Source organism: Luteibacter pinisoli (genome assembly GCF_006385595.1).
Lineage (GTDB): Bacteria > Pseudomonadota > Gammaproteobacteria > Xanthomonadales > Rhodanobacteraceae > Luteibacter > Luteibacter pinisoli.
The window spans coordinates 1,497,204-1,512,473 of sequence record NZ_CP041046.1; the positions used below are offsets into that span (position 1 = coordinate 1,497,204).

The window sequence follows — 15,270 nt, forward strand, 5'->3', positions numbered from 1 at the left end:
CCCCATCCCACCCTAGCGCTCCGCACGGTAGTCCCCATGACCAGCCCCATCCTCCTCGACGGTCGCAGCCTCACCCGCGCCCAGGTTGTCGCCATTGCCCGCGAGGGCGCCAGCATCCGCCTCGACGAGGCCCAGCTGGTGAAGGTGAAGCGCGCCGCCGACTTCCTTGCGGAGAAGGTGGGTGGCGGTGAGCCGATCTACGGCGTCACCACCGGCTTCGGCAGCAATGCCGACAAGCTGCTGGGCGCGCATCGCGTGCGCGACGAACTGCCGGGCGGTAATCCGGAAGCGCGCGACGGCACGCTGATGGAGGAGCTGCAGCACAACCTGATCATCACCCACGCCGTGTGCGTGGGTAAGCCGTTTGGCGTGGACGTGGTGCGCGCGATGCTCGCCATCCGCGTGAATACGCTGATGCGCGGCCATTCCGGCATTCGCGTGGACACGCTGCGCGCGCTGGCGGAACTGCTCAACCGCAACGTCATCCCGGTGATCCCGGAAAAGGGTTCGGTGGGCGCCAGCGGCGATCTCGCCCCGCTTTCGCACCTGGCCATCGTGCTGCTGGGTGGTGGCGAAGCCTTCTACGAGGGTGAGCGCATCCCGGGTGCCGAGGCACTGAAGCGCGCGGGCCTAGAGCCGGTGCGTCTTTCGTTCAAGGAAGGCCTGGCGCTCAACAACGGCACCACGCAGATGCTGGCGACGGGCGTGCTCGCGCTGGCGACGATGGATACGCTGATCAAGACGGCTGACCTCGCCCTGGCGATGACGCTGGACGCCTTTGCGGGCCGCACCGGCGCTTACGCCGAGCAGGTGCATGCGCTGCGCCCGCATCCGGGCCAGGTGGCTGCCGCCGCTGAATTCCGTCGCCTGCTGGAGGGTTCCACGCTCGCCGACATCGCCTACCACATGGTGCCGCGCTTCCGTCCGTGGCTGGCCGATTCGTGGTCGGACCCGGCCGAGCAGGCCTATCGCTTCGACATCAGCTGGGACTGGGTGCCGGCGACGCAGCGCCACGGCAAAGAAGCGTTCTACTCGCGCTTCCTCCCGTTCAAAGGTGGCAAGAAGCACCAGCCGCAGGACGCGTACTGCCTGCGCTGCGCCCCGCAGGTGCATGGCGCCGTGCGCGATGCCTGGGAGCAGGCTTGCCGCGTGTTCGACGTCGAGCTCAATGCGGTCACCGATAACCCGCTGGTTTTCCCGGATGCCGAAGGCGCCATGGTCATCGAAGACCAGGTGATCTCGGCGGGCCACTTCCACGGCATGCCGCTCGCGCTGGCGATGAGCTACGTCAAGGCGGCCATCCCGGTGTTGGCCTCGATTTCCGAGCGCCGCACGGCGAAGCTGGTAGATCCGGCCAATAACGACGGCCTGCCGGCGTTCCTCATCGGTAACGAAGACGCGACCGATTCCGGCTTCATGATCGTCCAGTACACGGCGGCGGCGCTGGTCAACGACCTGGCGACGCGTGCGCATCCGGCGTCGGTTTATTCCGTGCCCACCAGTGCGAACGCCGAGGACCACGTTTCCATGGGCGCGAACGAAGCCCGCCACGTGCTGGAAATGACCGAAGACCTCGGCCATGTGCTGGCGATGGAGCTGTATACCGCGGCGCAGGCCCTGGAGTACCGCCAGGACATGCTCAACGCCGCCCGCACGCTGGCTCTTCGTGGCGACTGGCAGGCGCTGGCGTCGAAGATCGCTGGCGCGCCGCGTTCGGATTCGCCGCACTACGCGCGTTTCGAAGAAGAAGTGCGCGCACTGATGAACGCGCTCGCTTCGGCCGAGGATTTCCACGGTGGCACCGCGGTGCGCCAGGCCCTGGCGTCGCTGCGCGAGCACATCGCCTTCATGCAGCGCGACCGCGCGATGGATGGCGAAGTGCGCCTGATGTGCGAGCTCGTCGCCTCGGGCCGCCTGGTCGCCGGCGAGGCTTAACCGGAGACATTGAAGCAATCGACCAGGCCTGCCCGGACATTGGTCAGGTACTGGTAGAACTGCGCGTCGTTCTCCAGCCCGAGTTTGGCCATCGCCGAGCGTTTCTGCCGGCTGATGGTCTTTACGCTGCGCGCCATCTGCTGGCTGATATCGAGAAGCGAAAGCCCTTGCGAGTACGCGCGCAGCACGTCGAGCTCACGCCGCGTCAGCGCCACCTTCCTGTCACCCCGTGCACGGGCACGGTCCAGGGCGGCCAGCGCCCGGCGGATCGCCGGGCTGAGGAAGGCGCGCCCGACGCTGGCCGCATGCACCGCCAGGGGGATGTCGCGCATGCTGGCGCGCCGGTCGAACAGCGCCGACACGCCGGCATCCAGTAACAGGCGCAGCTCCGCAGGGTGCACCACGTGGGTCAGCACCACGATGCCGAGCTGCGGATGCGACTCGCGGATGTGCTGGATCAGGGCCAGTCCGTCGGGATGGTCGCCATCCGGCATCCACATGCCGGCCACCAGCACATCGCATTCCACCTCGGCCAGGGTGTGCACAAGGGTATCGGTGTCGTTGGTGCAGGCGACGACATGGAAGTTGTTTCGCAGAAGCACGGCCTCGAGGCCGGCGACGACGACGGGCTCGTCGTCGGCGATGACAATGGCGATCGTCATGCGTACGGCTCATGTCTCCAGGGGGCAGGGCACCATCTTGGCGACCGCCTGACGCCGGGTATATGGAAGAAAAGCGCAATCTTCTGTCGGCGGTTTCTGGGCTTGGTTGCCACGGTGTAGTTGTCGCCCTACAATGAGCTACCGTATTAACGCGTTAGTACACTATGAAGCGTCGTTCCCTTGATCCCGAGACCCCGGCCGACTCCGCGGAAACCAGCCTGTGCGAGGCCTTGCTGGGATTCTCAACGGTGGAAGAGATGCGTGCGTTCCTGCACGACCTCTGCACTCCTGCCGAGATCGAGGTGATGGTCGACCGCTGGCGCGTCGTGCCCTTCCTGCTCGAAGGGCGCTCCTACCGTGAAATCCACGAGCGCACCGCCGTCAGCATCACCACCATCGGCCGCGTGGCCCGCTACCTCAACCAGGGGGCAGGCGGTTACATGGCCGCTGCCGCCCGCCGCAACCAGGGGACGACCGCATGAAGCCGCGTGACCGACTGCGTATTGCCATGCAGAAGTCCGGCCGACTCACCGAGCCTGCCCAGGAACTGCTCGCCCGCTGTGGCCTCAAGTTCCGCCAGAGCCGCGACAAGCTGTTCTGCTTTGGTGAAGGTGAACCCGTGGACTTGTTGCTGGTCCGCGACGACGACATTCCCGGCCTGATCGCCGATGGCGTGTGCGACCTGGGCATCGTGGGCCGCAACGTGCTCAACGAATTCCAGTTCGCCAACCCGGAACCCGGTGCCGGCCTGGCGGAGCTGCGCTCCCTCGGCTTCGGCAGCTGCCGCCTTTCCATCGCCCTGCCGCAGGACGAGGCCTACGACGGCCCCGAACAGCTCAACGGCCAGCGCATCGCCACCTCCTACCCGGGCCTGCTGGGCGAGTGGCTGCGCGTGAACAACGTGGATGCCAAGGTCGTCTTCCTGGCCGGCTCGGTGGAGATCGCGCCTCGCCTCGGTACCGCCGATGCCATCTGCGACCTGGTCTCCAGCGGCGCCACCCTCGTCGCCAACCAGTTGCGCGAAACGGCCATCGTGGTGGAAAGCGAAGCCGTGCTCGCCGGCCACCGTGACCTGCCCAGCGACGAGCGCGGCGAGATTGCCGAGCTGCTCCTGCGCCGGCTGGATGGCGTGATCCAGGTACGTGATTCGCGCCTGATCCTGATGCAGGCCCCGCGCGACGCACTGGCTGCCATCACGCGCCTGCTTCCGGGGTTGCCCATCCCCACACTCACCGCCGTGGACGGCGCGCCGGACCAGGTAGTGTTGCAGGCGCTGTGCGCGGGCAGCGTGAGCTGGCGCCAGCTGGAAGACATGAAGCGTGCCGGCGCCCGCGACATGCTGGTGCTGCCGGTGGAGAAGATGCTGGCATGAAGCGGATTGACTGGAATCGACTCGATGACGCCGCACGCCGCGCCGCGCTGGCGCGGCCGGCGCAGTCGCGTTCCCCGGCGCTGCGCGAGGGCGTGGAAACCATCATCGCCGACGTCAGGGCACGCGGCGACGAGGCCTTGCGTGAACTGACCGCGCGCTACGACCACGCCACGCTGGACGCACTCGCCGTGACGGACGAGGAATTCGCCGAGGCCGAAGCGCGCCTCTCCCCCGAACTGAAAGCGGCCGTGCGTGAAGCGGCCGGGCGCATCGATCGTTTCCACCGCGCGGCAGCTCCCACGGCAGTGAGCATCGAAACCGCCCCCGGGGTGCGCGTGGAACGCGTGCTTCGCCCCATTCGGCGCGTGGGCCTGTACGTGCCCGCGGGAGGTGCGCCGTTGCCTTCCACCGCGATCATGCTGGGCGTGCCCGCGGCGATCGCCGGCTGCCGCGAGGTGGTGTTGTGTACCCCGCTGCAAGCGAATGGCCGCTGCGATGACGCGGTGTTGTTCGCGGCTCGCGCGACCGGCGTGCATAAGGTCTTCAAGCTCGGCGGCGCACAGGCCATCGCCGCCATGGCCTACGGCACGGAGAGCGTGCCTCGCTGCGACAAGCTGTTTGGCCCAGGTAACTCATGGGTCACCGAAGCCAAGCTTCAGGTCTCGGGCGACCCCGAAGGCGCCGCCATCGACATGCCCGCCGGCCCGTCGGAAGTGCTGGTGATTGCCGACGCCAACGCGAACCCGCGCTTCATCGCGGCCGACCTGCTCTCGCAGGCGGAGCACGGCCCCGATTCCCAGGTGCTGCTGGTGACGCCGTCAGACGCGCTGCTGGATGAAGTCGAAGCCGAGGTCGAGCGCCAGCGCCGCGAACTGCCTCGCGCCGACGTGGCCGCGGCCGCGCTCGGCGAAAGCCGGCTGGTGCGGGTGAGCGATCTCGAGCAGGCCCTGGACGTGAGCAACCGATACGCCCCCGAACACCTGATCATCCAGACCGCCGACCCGCGCGCGCTGCTCGACGGGGTGGCCGCCGCCGGCTCCGTGTTCCTCGGCGAGTGGACGCCGGAATCGCTGGGCGACTATTGCAGCGGTAGCAACCACGTGCTGCCCACCTACGGCTATGCACGCAGTTACAGCGGCGTCTCCGTGGCCAGCTTCCAGACCCAGGTGACGGTGCAGGAAGCGACCGCCGAAGGCCTGCGTACGATCGGCCCCTGCGCTGCGACGCTGGCCGCCGCCGAGCAGCTCGATGCCCACCGGCGTGCCGTCACGCTGCGGCTGGATGCGATGGGAGTGAGCGCATGAGCGTCCTCGACCTCGCACGTGCCGACATCCGCGCCCTGGCCGGGTATTCCAGTGCGCGCATGGAAGCATCGGGCGGCACCGTGCTGCTCAACGCCAATGAATCCGCCCGGCCGCCCAGCTTTCCCGGCGGCAATGGCCTGAATCGCTACCCGGACCCGCAGCCGCGCGCGCTGGTGGAGACGCTCGCCGAGCTCTACGGCAGCACGCCCGACCGCGTCCTGGTGACGCGCGGCAGCGACGAGGCCATCGACCTGCTGACCCGCGCGTTCTGCCGCGCGGGCCAGGACGGCATCGTCATCTCGCCGCCGACGTTCGGCATGTACGCGGTGTGCGCGCGCATCCAGGGCGCGGCGGTCGTGGAAGCGCCGCTGGGGGCGGACGGCTCGCTCGACGCGGACAAGCTCATCGCCGCGGTGACGCCAGCCACCCGGCTGGTCTACGTCTGCACACCGAACAATCCCACCGGCAACCTCGTCGCGCTCGACACGCTGGAGCGCATCGCGAAGGCGTTGCAGGGCAGGGCGCTGCTGGTGGTTGACGAGGCGTACGCCGAATTCGCCGGTGTCCACAGCGCCACCCAGCTGATCGATACCTACGACCACGTGGCCGTGCTGCGGACCTTGTCGAAGGCCTGGTCACTCGCGGGCGCCCGCGTCGGCACGCTGGTGGCCCATGCCGACGTGATCGGCCTGCTGCGCCGGATCATTCCGCCGTACCCATTGCCCTTGCCGTGCGTCGACGCCGCGCTGGCGGTCTTGTCGTACGAAGGCCGCCGCGTGCAGCGCCACCACGTGCACGAGGTGCTCAACGAGCGCGCGCGGATGTTCGCTGCGCTTGGCGCGTTGCCGGGCGTGCGCGCGGTGCTGCCCTCGCATGCCAACTTCTTCGCCGTGCGGTTCGACGATGCCGCCGGAACCTACAAGCGCCTGCTCGCGGCGGGCGTCGTGGTCCGCGACATCACGAAGTACCCGGGCCTGGCGGATGCGCTGCGCATCACCATCGGCACCGGCAACGAGAACGACCGCGTGCTCGCGGTCCTGCGTGCAGGGGCCGGTGCATGAGCCGCAAGATTCTTTTCGTCGACCGTGATGGTTGCCTGATTGAAGAACCTGCCGACGAGCAGATCGACAGCTTCGAAAAGCTGGCGCTCCTGCCGGGCGTGATCGCCGCGCTGCAGCGTTTCGTCGGTGCGGGCTACGAGCTGGTGATGGTGACCAACCAGGACGGGCTCGGCACGCCGTCGTTCCCGCAGGCGAGCTTCGACGGCCCGCACAACCTGTTGCTGCGCATCCTCTCCTCGCAGGGCATCACGTTCCGCGAGCAGCTGATCGACCGCAGCTTCGCCCACGAGAACCTCGACACCCGCAAGCCGAATACCGGCCTCGCACGCCACTGGCTGGCGGACGACAGCTGGAGCCGCGCGCAATCGGCCATGGTCGGCGACCGCGACAGCGATATCGCGTTCGCCGCGAACATCGGCGTCCGCGGCTTTCGTGTCGGCGAGCAGGGCCAGCCCTGGTCCGACGTGGCGCACGCGATACTCGATGCGCCGCGCGTGGCCGAGGTCGTCCGCAAGACAAAAGAAACCGCCATCCGCGTGAACGTGGACCTCGACCGCGTGGCCGAGCCGCAGGTGCACACCGGCCTCGGCTTCTTCGACCACATGCTCGAGCAGATCGGCAAGCATGGCGGGTTTGCGCTGAGCCTCACCTGCGACGGCGACACGCACATCGACGAACACCACACCATCGAAGACTGCGCGCTGGCGCTCGGCCAGGCGTTGCGCCAGGCCCTGGGTGACAAGCGCGGCATCGGCCGCTACGGTTTTGCCCTGCCCATGGACGAAAGCGCGGCGCGGGCCGAGCTTGATCTGTCCGGGCGGCCGTATTTCGTCTTTGAAGGCACCTTCCCGCGCGAACGCGTGGGCGACATCCCCACCGAGCTGGTGCCGCATTTCTTCCGTTCGCTGTGCGAGACGCTCGGCGCTAACCTGCACCTCACCGTGCACGGCGAGAACGCACATCACATGGTGGAAGGCTGCTTCAAGGTCGTCGCGCGGACATTGCGCCAGGCCATCCGCCGCGAGGGCGCCGAGCTGCCCAGCACCAAGGGAAGCCTGTGATGCGGGTCGTCCTCGTCGACGCAGGCGGTACCAATATCGGTTCGGTGCGTTACGCGCTGCAGCGCCTGGGCACCGACGCCGAGCTCACCGCGGATCCTGCGCGCATCCGTTCGGCGTCACACGTGATCCTGCCCGGCGTGGGCGCCGCCGCGCCCGGCATGCGCCGGCTGCGTGAGGCCGGTCTCGTGGATGTGCTGCGTGGCCTCACCCAGCCCGTGCTCGGCGTATGCCTCGGCATGCAGCTGCTGTGCGAAGGCTCCGAGGAGGGCGACACCGAATGCCTCGGCGTCGTGCCGGGCCGCGTGCGACGCATGCCCGACTCGCCCGGGCTGCGCGTGCCGCACATGGGCTGGAACACGCTGCAGGCCAGCGCGCACCACCCGCTGACCGAAGGCCTGCGCGAGGGCGATACCGCGTATTTCGTGCATAGCTATGCGGTGCCGGTGGGTGATTACACCCTCGTCGCCAGCCGCCACGGCGAGGCGTTTTCCGCCGCGGTGGGCGCTGGCAACTTCATGGGCATGCAGTTCCACCCCGAGCGCTCCGCGGCCGTCGGCGCGCTCCTGCTTCGGAATTTCCTCTCGCTATGACCTTACCCATTCCCGCCATCGATCTGCGCGACGGCAAGGTCGTGCGCCTGTTCAAAGGCGACTACGACCAGCAGACCACGTTTGCCGTCGATCCGGTGGACCTTGCCCGGCGCTATGCCTCGGACGGCGCAACCTGGCTGCACGTGGTGGACCTCGACGGTGCGCGCTCGGGGCGTTTCGAGAACCTCCCCACGCTGACCGCGATCGCCGCGTCGGCCGCCCTCAACGTGCAGGCCGGCGGTGGTGTCCGCGACGAGCAGGGCGTGCGTCGCCTGCTCGATGCAGGCGTCAGCCGCGTCGTGCTCGGCAGCGTGGCCATTCGCGACCCGGAAGCCGTCGCGGCGTGGATCGGTCGTTACGGTGCCGAGCGCATCGTGCTGGCGCTGGATACGCGCTTCCGCGACGGCCAGTGGCGGCTGCCCAGCGCCGGTTGGACAGCCGAGGAAGACCGCACGCTGGGTGACCTGCTGCCGTTCTACGAAGCCGCCGGCGCGCGCCACCTGCTGTGTACCGACATCGACCGCGACGGCACCATGACCGGCCCGAACACCGCGTTGTACCGACACATCGCCCGCGTGGCGCCCAGCTTCGACGTGCAGGCCTCCGGCGGCGTCCGTTCACTGGACGACGTGACGGCGCTGACCTTGCAGGGCGTGGCCGGCGTGATCCTCGGCCGCGCGCTGTTGCAGGGTGAGTTCACCATGGCCGAAGCGCTCGCGGCCAGCGCAAAGGCGGATTCGACATGCTGAGCCGGCGCATCATCCCGTGCCTGGACGTGCGCGACGGACAGGTGGTGAAGGGCGTGCGCTTTCGCGACCACGTGGTGGTCGGCGAGATCGTCGAACTGGCCCTTCGCTATCGCGACGAGGGCGCCGACGAGCTGGTGTTCTACGACATCACGGCGAGCCCCGAAGGCCGGCGCGTGGATCGCGACTGGGTCGAGCGCGTGGCGCGCGAAATCGATATTCCGTTCTGCGTGGCGGGCGGCATCCGTTCGGTCGAGGACGCGCGCGAGGTGCTGCATGCCGGTGCCGACAAGATCTCGATCAATTCGCCCGCGCTTGAGCGGCCCGAACTGGTCAGTGAGATTGCCGAGGCCTTCGGCGTGCAATGCGTGGTGGTCGGCGTGGACAGCCTGCGCGATGACGACGGCGAATGGCGCGTGCGCCAGTACACCGGTGATCCGTCGCGGACGAAGGCCTTGCGCCGCCGCACGCTGGACTGGATTGCCGACGTGCAAGCGCTCGGCGCCGGCGAAATCGTGCTGAACTGCATGGGCACGGACGGCGTGCGCCGTGGCTACGACATCGAACAGCTGCGCGCGGCGCGCGAGATTACCCGCGTGCCGCTCGTCGCCTCCGGCGGTGCAGGCACGCCGGCGCATTTCGCCGACGTGTTCCGCGATGCGGACGTCGATGCCGCGCTGGCCGCCAGCGTGTTCCATTCCGGCGATATCGCCATTCCCGCCCTGAAGCGCGAACTGCGCGCCCAAGGCATCGAGGTACGCGTATGACTCCCGATTTCGCCAAGGGTGATGGCCTCGTGCCAGCCATCGTCCAGCACGCCCGCACCGGCGAGGTACTGATGCTGGGTTACATGGACGAGGCGGCACTCGCAAAAACCCAGGCCACCGGCCTGGTGACGTTCTTCAGCCGCAGCAAGCAACGCCTGTGGACCAAGGGCGAGACCTCGGGCGACACGCTCGCACTGGTCGACGTGGCCATCGACTGCGATGCGGATACGTTGCTGGTGCGCGCGCTGCCCGCTGGCCCGACGTGCCATAACGGTACGTCGAGTTGCTTCGGTAACGAGGTGGTGCCGGCGCTGGGGTTCCTCGCCGAACTCGATGCGCTGGTGGCTTCGCGCCATGCCGAACGTCCGGCAGGCAGCTACACCACGTCGCTGTTCGAGGGTGGCATCCGGCGCATGGCGCAGAAGGTGGGCGAGGAGGGCGTGGAAACCGCGCTGGCCGCGGTCGCCGAAGACGACGACGCGCTGATCGGCGAAGCCGCCGACCTGGTCTTCCATCTGATGGTGGTGCTGCGCGCGCGCAACATCGGGTTCGGGCAGGTCGCCGCGAAACTCGCCTCCCGCCACCGCTAGGGTGCCGGGAGGGGGATCTCAGAGAATGGCGAGGACCGCTTCCGGGGGGCGGCCGATGGCCGCCCTGGTGCCGTTGAGGAACACCGGGCGCTCAATCAGCTTCGGGTGTTCCACCATGTAGTTCACCAGCTCGGCGTGGCTGGCCTGCGCCGGCACGCCGGCGTAGTCGTCCTCGCCCTTGCGCATGAGTGCGCGCGGCTCGAGGCCAAGCAGGCCGAGCACCCGCTCCAGCTCCACCGCGGACGGCGGTGCCTTCAGGTACTCGACGATGACCGGCTCGATGCCGTGCTGCTGGAGCAGCGCCAGGGTCTCCCGCGATTTGGAGCATCGCGGGTTATGCCAAAGCGTCGGTGCGCTCACGGGGGCGTGGGTCAGAAGTTGCCGCCGCGGTTACCACCGCGGTTGCCGCCACCACCACCGCCGCTGCGCGGTCCGCGATTACCGCCGCCCTGGCCGCCACGGTTACCACCGCCACCGCCACCCGGGCCGCGCGGGCCACGGTTGCCGCCCGCGCCGCCACCGGCATTGCCGGAGCCGCGGTTGCCGCCAGCGCGGCTCGGGCCGCCCTGGCCGCCCATGGCGCGATTACCACCGCCCTGGCCGCCACCAGCGGCGCGGTTGCCGCCACCCTGGCCGCCGAAGGAACGGTTACCACCGCCCTGGCCACCGGCAGCGCGATTGCCGCCGCCCTGGCCACCGGGGCCCGAACGCGGGCCGCGATTGCCGCCACCACGGTTGCCATCGACATTGCCGTTGGCGTTGCCGCCATGGCCGCCACCGGTGCGGCTGTCGCCAGCGAACCAGGTGCGCATCGCGGGCAGTTCCTGGCCCGGCGCCACGCGGCGCGAGGAGGGCTTGCGCGGCTTGGACGAACGATCCGGACGATCGACGTTGCCGTTGACTTCGCGGCCACCGCCACCGGGGCCACGGCCACGGCCGCCCTTGCCGCCACGGCCCGGCGTGTCGTCACGCAGGCGATCGAACGCGGTGAGTTCACGCGCTTCATCGTGGCGTGCCGAGCTCCAGGCGCCGGTGGTGCCCTTGTCGGGGCGGTATTCGGTGACGTGGCGCGGTGCGCGGCGCTGGTGCACCACGGCGCTCAGCGTGAGCACCGGGGCCGGTGCGCCGAGGCCGGCGCGTTCGCGCAGGGCCTTGATCGCGGTTTCGTCCAGCGACTCGCAGTCGCCACGGCGCAGGGCGCGCGGCAGTTCCACGGTGCCGTAGCGGATGCGCTTGAGGCGGCTGACCAGGAAGCCCTGCGAATCCCACAGGCGGCGGACTTCGCGGTTGCGGCCTTCGCGGATGGTGACGCGGAACCAGCTGTGGCTGCCGCCGCGGCTGATCGTGGCGATTTCGTCGAAGCGGGCGGGGCCATCTTCCAGCTCCACGCCGGCCTTGAGGCGCTCGATCATTTCGTCGGGCACTTCGCCGTGCACGCGGCAGAGGTATTCACGCTCCAGGCCGCTCTTCGGATGCATCAGCGCGTTGGCGAGTTCGCCATCGGTGGTGAGCAGGAGCAGGCCGGTGGTGTTGATATCGAGGCGGCCCACGGCGACCCAGCGCGCACCCTTCAGGCGCGGCAGCTGTTCGAACACGGTGGGGCGGCCTTCGGTGTCGTCGCGGGTGGTCACCACGCCTTCGGGCTTGTGGTAGACGAGCACTTCGGCGTCGTCGCGGCTATCGGTGGCAACGACAAACTGCTTGCCGTCCAGGACGACGCGGTCGCCGGCGTGGACGCTGGCACCGATGGTGGCGACGGTGCCGTTGACTTCGACATCGCCCGCCTGGATGCGCTGCTCGAGCATCCGGCGCGAGCCGAGCCCGGCGTTGGCCAGCACCTTGTGCAGGCGTTCTTCGAGCTGGGCGCCGTCGTCGGCGCGGGTTTCATTGCGCTTGAGGCTTAGTACGGAACGTTGTGGCGCATTCATGCGCGTGACTCCTCGGGGTTCTGCTCGGCGCCGTCACTGTCGGTGGCGCCGTCGGGGTTCTCTGCCTCATCGGCAGTGTGGGAAGCCGCGGCGATGTCGTCATCGCCGGCGGGCGGTTCGTTGGCGGGCTGGTCGGTATCGTCGCCCTCGTTGCCCTCATCGGGCAGGGCGGCACGGGCCGGCACGCTTGCCGCATCGCCTTCAAAGCGCATCTGCGGGTTGAGCTCTTCAAGGTCGCGGATCTCCGACAAAGGCGGAAGGTTGTCCAGCGACTTGAGGTTGAAGTAATCCAGGAACATGCGGGTGGTGCCGAACAGCGCCGGGCGGCCCGGCACGTCGCGGTAACCCACCACGCGGATCCATTCGCGTTCCTCGAGCGTCTTGATGATGTTCGAGGAGACCACCACGCCGCGGATCTGTTCAATCTCCGGGCGGGTAATCGGCTGGCGGTAGGCAATCAGCGCCAGCGTTTCGAGCAGTGCGCGTGAGTAGCGGCTGGGCTTTTCCGCCCACATCCGCGATACCCAGCCGTGGACGTCGCGCTTGACCTGGTAGCGCCACCCGGAGGCGACCTCCAGCAGTTCCACGCCGCGGCCGTCGCAATCGGCGGCCAGTGCCTCCAGCGCCGCCTTGAGCTCGTCCGTGCCGACTTCCTCGTCCTCGCCGAAAATCGCCTTGAGCTGGAGGATGGTCATCGGCTGGGTGGACGCCAGCAGCGCCGCTTCCACGATGGGTTTGAGTTGTTCGGGTTGCATAGGCCTTGGGATGTGCCGTGCCCCTGGGGCGCGGTGGGTTCGTACGCGGGAGTGGCCCGTCTGGGCCGTCAGGCGAGCGCCTCTTCGGGCTCGGCCTCCGTCTGTACCTTGGTCTTCAGGTAGATCGGGCCCAGGGCTTCTTCCTGGACGATCTCGACGAGCATTTCCTTGGCGAGCTCCAGCATGGCCAGGAAGGTGACCACGACACCGAGCCGGCCTTCGCTGACGTCGAACAGCGTTTCGAACCGGTGGAAACCGCCGGTGCCCAGCGAGCTGAGCAGGTCGCCCATGCGCTGGCGGACGCTGAGCGGCTCACGCTGGATCGCATGGTGCGTGAACAGGTCGGCGCGCTTCAGCACATCCTTGAGCGCGAGCAACATCTCCTTGAGGTCCAGCGGGGGCGGCACGCGCACCACGTTGTGTTCGCCGATGAAGGCATGCACCACGGTGGTATCGCGTTCCAGGCGCGGCAACTCTTCGATATCCAGCGCGGCCTTCTTGAACCGTTCGTACTCCTGCAGGCGGCGCACCAGCTCCGCACGCGGGTCGTCTTCCAGGCCTTCCTCGGCCGGCGGGCGGGGCAGCAGCAACCTGGATTTGATCTCCGCCAGGATGGCGGCCATCAGCAGGTATTCCGCCGCGAGCTCCAGCCGCATCACCTCGCGCATCATGTCGATGTAGTCCATGTACTGCCGGGTGATCTCGGCGACAGGGATGTCGAGGATGTCCAGGTTTTGCCTGCGGATCAGGTAAAGCAAAAGGTCCAGCGGGCCTTCAAACGATTCGAGGATGACTTCCAGCGCGTCGGGCGGGATGTACAGATCCTGTGGCATCTGCAGCACAGGCTGCCCGCGTACGAGCGCGAGTGGCATTTCCTGCTGCTGGGGAACACCGGCAAAGGCATTCCGCTCGGTTTCGACCACCTGGACTTCGGTTGTCTCGTTAGTCATCGGCACACGTCAGAAGGGCCGCCTTCAAGCGACCAGGAACGCAAGCAACAAATCGATGCCGTCCGGCGGCTCCACCGCCACCTCGCCGGGCATGCCGCGTATCGTCGCCGACGAACGGAAGGCATGGCCGCTGGACACCCCAGGAGGGTCACCGTCTGTGAGAAATCGCCGGGAGCAGGCCAACGACGGCCCAAACTGCAGGCCGGGAGGGCGGGACGCCCGAATAAGTTCACCCGATTGACGCACAGGGTATAGCGTGTGCCAGCGCAAGTCCAGCGGGCGGCCCCTCACGGGCCGTGATCCGGCAGAATACGCGCATGCCTCCCGCACCGCGCGCCATCATCCACGTCGACATGGATGCGTTCTACGCCTCCGTGGAGGAGCTGGACGACCCCTCGCTGGTCGGCAAGCCCGTGATCATCGGCGGCCTGGGCCGGCGCGGCGTGGTCTCCACGGCCAACTACGTGGCCCGGACGTTCGGCGTGCGCTCGGCCATGCCCACCTCGGAGGCCCGGCGCCTGTGCCCCCAGGCGGTGTACATCCACCCGCGCCACGACCGCTACGCGGCCATCTCCGCCGTAGTGTTCGAAATCTTCGCCGAGGTCACCCCGATGATCGAAGGCCTCTCGCTGGACGAGGCCTTCCTCGATGTGACCGGCAGTCTGCGGCTTTTCTCATCCATCGAGGCGATGGGTCGCAAGGTGAAGGAGACGATCAAGGCGCGGACGGGCCTGAACGCCTCCGTGGGCATGGCCCATAACAAGCTGCTGGCCAAGCTGGGCAGCGAACTGTCCAAGCCGAATGGCTTCCTGCATATCCAGCCGGACGAGGTGCGTGGCTACCTGGACCCGCTGCCCGTCGGCCGGATGTGGACGGTGGGCAAGGTGGCCGAAGAGGCCCTGCACGCAGTGGGCATCCGCACCATCGGCGACCTGCTGCGGGCCGACGCCTGGCGGCTGAACAAGGCGGTGGGCGAGCGCCACGCCGCCCAGCTGCGCACGCTGTGCCTCGGCGAGGACCACCGCCCGGTAGTCACGGATGCCCCGGAAGTCTCCATCGGCTCGGAGTGGACCTTCGACCTGGACGTGGACGACCTGGCGATCGCCGAGGCCTGGCTGCTGCGCCAGTGCGAGCGGGTAGGGGCCCGGGCACGCGGGCGCGAGATCAAGGCGCGCACGGTGTCGGTGAAGCTGCGCGAGCCGCCCTTCGTCACCCACAGCCGGCAGGCGCAACTGCCCGTTCCCGGCAACGCCACGCCCGACATTTATGCCGTGGCACGGCGCTTGCTACACGTCTGGTGGCACCAGCAACCGCGGCCGCGGCTTCGCCTGCTGGGTGTCACGCTTTCAGGCTTTGACGCGCGTCACGGTGACGAACAACAGGATATGTTTGCCGCCCCGGCCGCGGAAATACGCTCTGACGGCGTGCAGGACCGCATCAACGAGCGCTTCGGAGCCGGAGCACTGGTGAGGGCGGGCGTACTAAAAACGCGCGGGCGGGAGTGACCGGACTGCGCTAATGTGTCCGTTTGTGACACGGAAGGTAAGTT

Annotated in this window: 16 protein-coding genes; 11 read left to right on the top strand and 5 right to left on the bottom strand. The window is 68.3% G+C overall.

Features of this window, described 5'->3' with window-relative positions; genetic code table 11:
• Nucleotides 1-36: 36 nt before the first annotated feature.
• Nucleotides 37-1,935, top strand: coding sequence for an HAL/PAL/TAL family ammonia-lyase (locus FIV34_RS06865; RefSeq protein WP_139980948.1), 1,899 nt, complete (start codon nucleotides 37-39; stop codon nucleotides 1,933-1,935).
• On the opposite strand, the gene FIV34_RS06870 is transcribed toward FIV34_RS06865, so the two are convergent.
• Nucleotides 1,932-2,597, bottom strand: coding sequence for a response regulator (locus FIV34_RS06870; protein ID WP_139980950.1), 666 nt, complete (start codon nucleotides 2,595-2,597; stop codon nucleotides 1,932-1,934). The genes FIV34_RS06865 and FIV34_RS06870 overlap by 4 nt on opposite strands.
• A 164-nt stretch (nucleotides 2,598-2,761) precedes the next feature.
• On the opposite strand from FIV34_RS06870, the gene FIV34_RS06875 reads away from it, so the two are divergent.
• The 9 genes from FIV34_RS06875 to hisIE are packed head-to-tail and all read left to right on the top strand — an operon-like array spanning nucleotide 2,762 to nucleotide 10,088.
• Nucleotides 2,762-3,079 (top strand): YerC/YecD family TrpR-related protein, encoded by a 318-nt coding sequence (locus tag FIV34_RS06875; RefSeq protein WP_139980952.1) that lies wholly within the window; start codon nucleotides 2,762-2,764, stop codon nucleotides 3,077-3,079.
• Nucleotides 3,076-3,969 (top strand): ATP phosphoribosyltransferase, encoded by an 894-nt coding sequence (gene hisG / locus FIV34_RS06880; protein ID WP_139980954.1) that lies wholly within the window; start codon nucleotides 3,076-3,078, stop codon nucleotides 3,967-3,969. Before FIV34_RS06875 ends, hisG begins: the two co-directional genes overlap by 4 nt.
• On the top strand, nucleotides 3,966-5,273 hold the full coding sequence (gene hisD, locus FIV34_RS06885; RefSeq protein ID WP_139980956.1) for a histidinol dehydrogenase: 1,308 nt from the start codon (nucleotides 3,966-3,968) through the stop codon (nucleotides 5,271-5,273). Before hisG ends, hisD begins: the two co-directional genes overlap by 4 nt.
• Nucleotides 5,270-6,334 carry a histidinol-phosphate transaminase gene (hisC, locus tag FIV34_RS06890; RefSeq protein WP_139980958.1) on the top strand — a complete coding sequence of 355 codons (1,065 nt, stop codon included), beginning with the start codon at nucleotides 5,270-5,272 and terminating at the stop codon, nucleotides 6,332-6,334. Before hisD ends, hisC begins: the two co-directional genes overlap by 4 nt.
• The gene (gene hisB, locus FIV34_RS06895) at nucleotides 6,331-7,395 is read left to right on the top strand and encodes a bifunctional histidinol-phosphatase/imidazoleglycerol-phosphate dehydratase HisB (protein ID WP_139980960.1); all 1,065 of its coding nucleotides are present in this window, start codon (nucleotides 6,331-6,333) and stop codon (nucleotides 7,393-7,395) included. The genes hisC and hisB overlap by 4 nt, the downstream gene beginning before the upstream one ends.
• The gene (gene hisH, locus FIV34_RS06900) at nucleotides 7,395-7,985 is read left to right on the top strand and encodes an imidazole glycerol phosphate synthase subunit HisH (protein WP_139980962.1); all 591 of its coding nucleotides are present in this window, start codon (nucleotides 7,395-7,397) and stop codon (nucleotides 7,983-7,985) included. Before hisB ends, hisH begins: the two co-directional genes overlap by 1 nt.
• Entirely contained in the window at nucleotides 7,982-8,734 is a 753-nt protein-coding gene (gene hisA, locus FIV34_RS06905; protein ID WP_139980964.1) for a 1-(5-phosphoribosyl)-5-[(5-phosphoribosylamino)methylideneamino]imidazole-4-carboxamide isomerase, read from the top strand. The genes hisH and hisA overlap by 4 nt, the downstream gene beginning before the upstream one ends.
• Nucleotides 8,728-9,498, top strand: a complete 771-nt coding sequence (gene hisF / locus FIV34_RS06910; RefSeq protein WP_139980966.1) for an imidazole glycerol phosphate synthase subunit HisF — start codon at nucleotides 8,728-8,730, stop codon at nucleotides 9,496-9,498. The genes hisA and hisF overlap by 7 nt, the downstream gene beginning before the upstream one ends.
• Complete coding sequence (gene hisIE / locus FIV34_RS06915) at nucleotides 9,495-10,088, top strand: bifunctional phosphoribosyl-AMP cyclohydrolase/phosphoribosyl-ATP diphosphatase HisIE (protein WP_139980968.1); 594 nt, start codon at nucleotides 9,495-9,497, stop codon at nucleotides 10,086-10,088. The genes hisF and hisIE overlap by 4 nt, the downstream gene beginning before the upstream one ends.
• 18 nt (nucleotides 10,089-10,106) lie before the next feature.
• Here the strand turns inward: hisIE and arsC are convergent, their stop codons facing one another.
• The 4 genes from arsC to FIV34_RS06935 form a co-directional block, all read right to left on the bottom strand.
• A complete protein-coding gene (arsC, locus tag FIV34_RS06920; protein ID WP_139980970.1) occupies nucleotides 10,107-10,448 on the bottom strand; it encodes an arsenate reductase (glutaredoxin) in 342 nt (113 codons plus the stop codon).
• 11 nt (nucleotides 10,449-10,459) lie between these two features.
• Complete coding sequence (locus FIV34_RS06925) at nucleotides 10,460-12,016, bottom strand: pseudouridine synthase (RefSeq protein ID WP_139980972.1); 1,557 nt, start codon at nucleotides 12,014-12,016, stop codon at nucleotides 10,460-10,462.
• Entirely contained in the window at nucleotides 12,013-12,771 is a 759-nt protein-coding gene (gene scpB / locus FIV34_RS06930) for an SMC-Scp complex subunit ScpB (RefSeq protein WP_139980974.1), read from the bottom strand. Before scpB ends, FIV34_RS06925 begins: the two co-directional genes overlap by 4 nt.
• Nucleotides 12,772-12,839: 68 nt before the next feature.
• On the bottom strand, nucleotides 12,840-13,643 hold the full coding sequence (locus tag FIV34_RS06935; protein WP_246058811.1) for a segregation and condensation protein A: 804 nt from the start codon (nucleotides 13,641-13,643) through the stop codon (nucleotides 12,840-12,842).
• A gap of 395 nt (nucleotides 13,644-14,038) precedes the next feature.
• Between FIV34_RS06935 and dinB the strand changes: the two genes are divergently transcribed.
• Complete coding sequence (gene dinB, locus FIV34_RS06940) at nucleotides 14,039-15,226, top strand: DNA polymerase IV (protein ID WP_139980978.1); 1,188 nt, start codon at nucleotides 14,039-14,041, stop codon at nucleotides 15,224-15,226.
• Nucleotides 15,227-15,270: the final 44 nt, after the last annotated feature.

What these genes read in the sequence shown, in the direction of transcription:
- FIV34_RS06875 (WP_139980952.1), top strand. Translation starts at nt 2,762, where the DNA reads ATGAAGCGTCGTTCCCTTGATCCCGAGACCCCGGCCGACTCCGCGGAA.
- hisA (WP_139980964.1), top strand. Translation starts at nt 7,982, where the DNA reads ATGACCTTACCCATTCCCGCCATCGATCTGCGCGACGGCAAGGTCGTG.
- FIV34_RS06925 (WP_139980972.1), bottom strand. Translation starts at nt 12,016, where the DNA reads ATGAATGCGCCACAACGTTCCGTACTAAGCCTCAAGCGCAATGAAACC.
- hisG (WP_139980954.1), top strand. Translation starts at nt 3,076, where the DNA reads ATGAAGCCGCGTGACCGACTGCGTATTGCCATGCAGAAGTCCGGCCGA.
- hisC (WP_139980958.1), top strand. Translation starts at nt 5,270, where the DNA reads ATGAGCGTCCTCGACCTCGCACGTGCCGACATCCGCGCCCTGGCCGGG.
- dinB (WP_139980978.1), top strand. Translation starts at nt 14,039, where the DNA reads ATGCCTCCCGCACCGCGCGCCATCATCCACGTCGACATGGATGCGTTC.
- scpB (WP_139980974.1), bottom strand. Translation starts at nt 12,771, where the DNA reads ATGCAACCCGAACAACTCAAACCCATCGTGGAAGCGGCGCTGCTGGCG.
- hisB (WP_139980960.1), top strand. Translation starts at nt 6,331, where the DNA reads ATGAGCCGCAAGATTCTTTTCGTCGACCGTGATGGTTGCCTGATTGAA.
- hisH (WP_139980962.1), top strand. Translation starts at nt 7,395, where the DNA reads ATGCGGGTCGTCCTCGTCGACGCAGGCGGTACCAATATCGGTTCGGTG.
- FIV34_RS06935 (WP_246058811.1), bottom strand. Translation starts at nt 13,643, where the DNA reads ATGCCACTCGCGCTCGTACGCGGGCAGCCTGTGCTGCAGATGCCACAG.
- hisIE (WP_139980968.1), top strand. Translation starts at nt 9,495, where the DNA reads ATGACTCCCGATTTCGCCAAGGGTGATGGCCTCGTGCCAGCCATCGTC.
- hisF (WP_139980966.1), top strand. Translation starts at nt 8,728, where the DNA reads ATGCTGAGCCGGCGCATCATCCCGTGCCTGGACGTGCGCGACGGACAG.
- hisD (WP_139980956.1), top strand. Translation starts at nt 3,966, where the DNA reads ATGAAGCGGATTGACTGGAATCGACTCGATGACGCCGCACGCCGCGCC.
- FIV34_RS06865 (WP_139980948.1), top strand. Translation starts at nt 37, where the DNA reads ATGACCAGCCCCATCCTCCTCGACGGTCGCAGCCTCACCCGCGCCCAG.
- FIV34_RS06870 (WP_139980950.1), bottom strand. Translation starts at nt 2,597, where the DNA reads ATGACGATCGCCATTGTCATCGCCGACGACGAGCCCGTCGTCGTCGCC.